The sequence below is a fragment of the Mesorhizobium sp. P5_C1 genome (assembly GCF_054049815.1).
In genome coordinates this window covers 1-1,046 of the sequence record NZ_JBFULQ010001082.1, presented here as the reverse complement: position 1 = coordinate 1,046, position 1,046 = coordinate 1, and the positions used below count along the sequence as shown (strand labels likewise).

Annotated in this window: 1 protein-coding gene; it reads right to left on the bottom strand. The window is 61.0% G+C overall.

All coding sequences use genetic code 11. The features are described from left to right. A partial coding sequence (locus tag ACXJ7R_RS34025) for a nucleotide sugar dehydrogenase (protein WP_457155619.1) occupies positions 1–1,046 on the bottom strand: 1,046 nt, incomplete at both ends.

Below are 1,046 nucleotides of genomic sequence, written 5' to 3'. Positions count from 1 at the left end.
GCAACGACCACAGCATCGAAATCCTTCAAGGCCGCCTCGGTCAATTCGACCGAGCGACGCCCCTTGATCGCCATATGCTCCCGTGTGCTGGGAATCTCAGCCACATGCGGATCGTGGAATTCCGCCTTGCCGCCCCATTCCTCGATGAGTTCAATGAGCCGCAATGACGGGCTTTCTCGGATGTCGGGCACATTCTTCTTATAAGCGAGCCCGATGATGAGAATGCGCGAGCGGCTGAGCGCCTTGCCGCAGCGCCGGTCCAGCGCCTTCGCCAGTTCATCGACCACATGACGGGGCATGGCCGTGTTGATCTCCGCCGCCAGTTCGATGAAGCGGGTCGGCAGTTCGTATTCGCGCGCCTTCCATGTCAGGTAGAAGGGATCGATCGGAACGCAGTGCCCGCCAAGTCCGGGGCCAGGATAGAAAGGCATGTAGCCGAAGGGCTTGCTCTTTGCCGCCTCGATCACCTCCCAGATGTCGATGCCCATCGCACCGAACACGACCTTCAACTCGTTGACCAGGGCTATGTTGACCGAGCGGAAGATGTTTTCCGTCAGCTTGACTGCCTCCGCGGTCGCCGTGGTGGAAACCGGAACGACGGTCTTGACCACACCCTGGTAGAAAGCCTGCACGAGCGTCGCCGCTTCAATGCCGTCGCCTGCCACGACCTTGGGGATCGTCGCGACTTCAAAGCTGCGGTTGCCGGGATCCTCTCGTTCGGGCGAGAAGCCGAGGAAGAAGTCTGTCTTCGACAGCAACCCGGTTTCTTCCAATATGGGCTTGATCACGTCGTCGGTGGTGCCGGGATAGGTGGTCGATTCCAGCACGATCAGCTGGCCGAGACGCAGATGCTTGGCGATGGTGGCTGCCGTGTCCCTGACGAAGGAGAGGTCCGGCTCGCGGTGTTTCGTCAGCGGTGTCGGGACGCAGATGATGATGACATCGCAGACCTCAAGTTCGGCAAAATCCGCAGTGGCCCGGAACCGTCCGCTCGCCACCTGGCCGGCAAGGGCCGTCGACGTCACCGCCTCGATGTAGGATTGGCC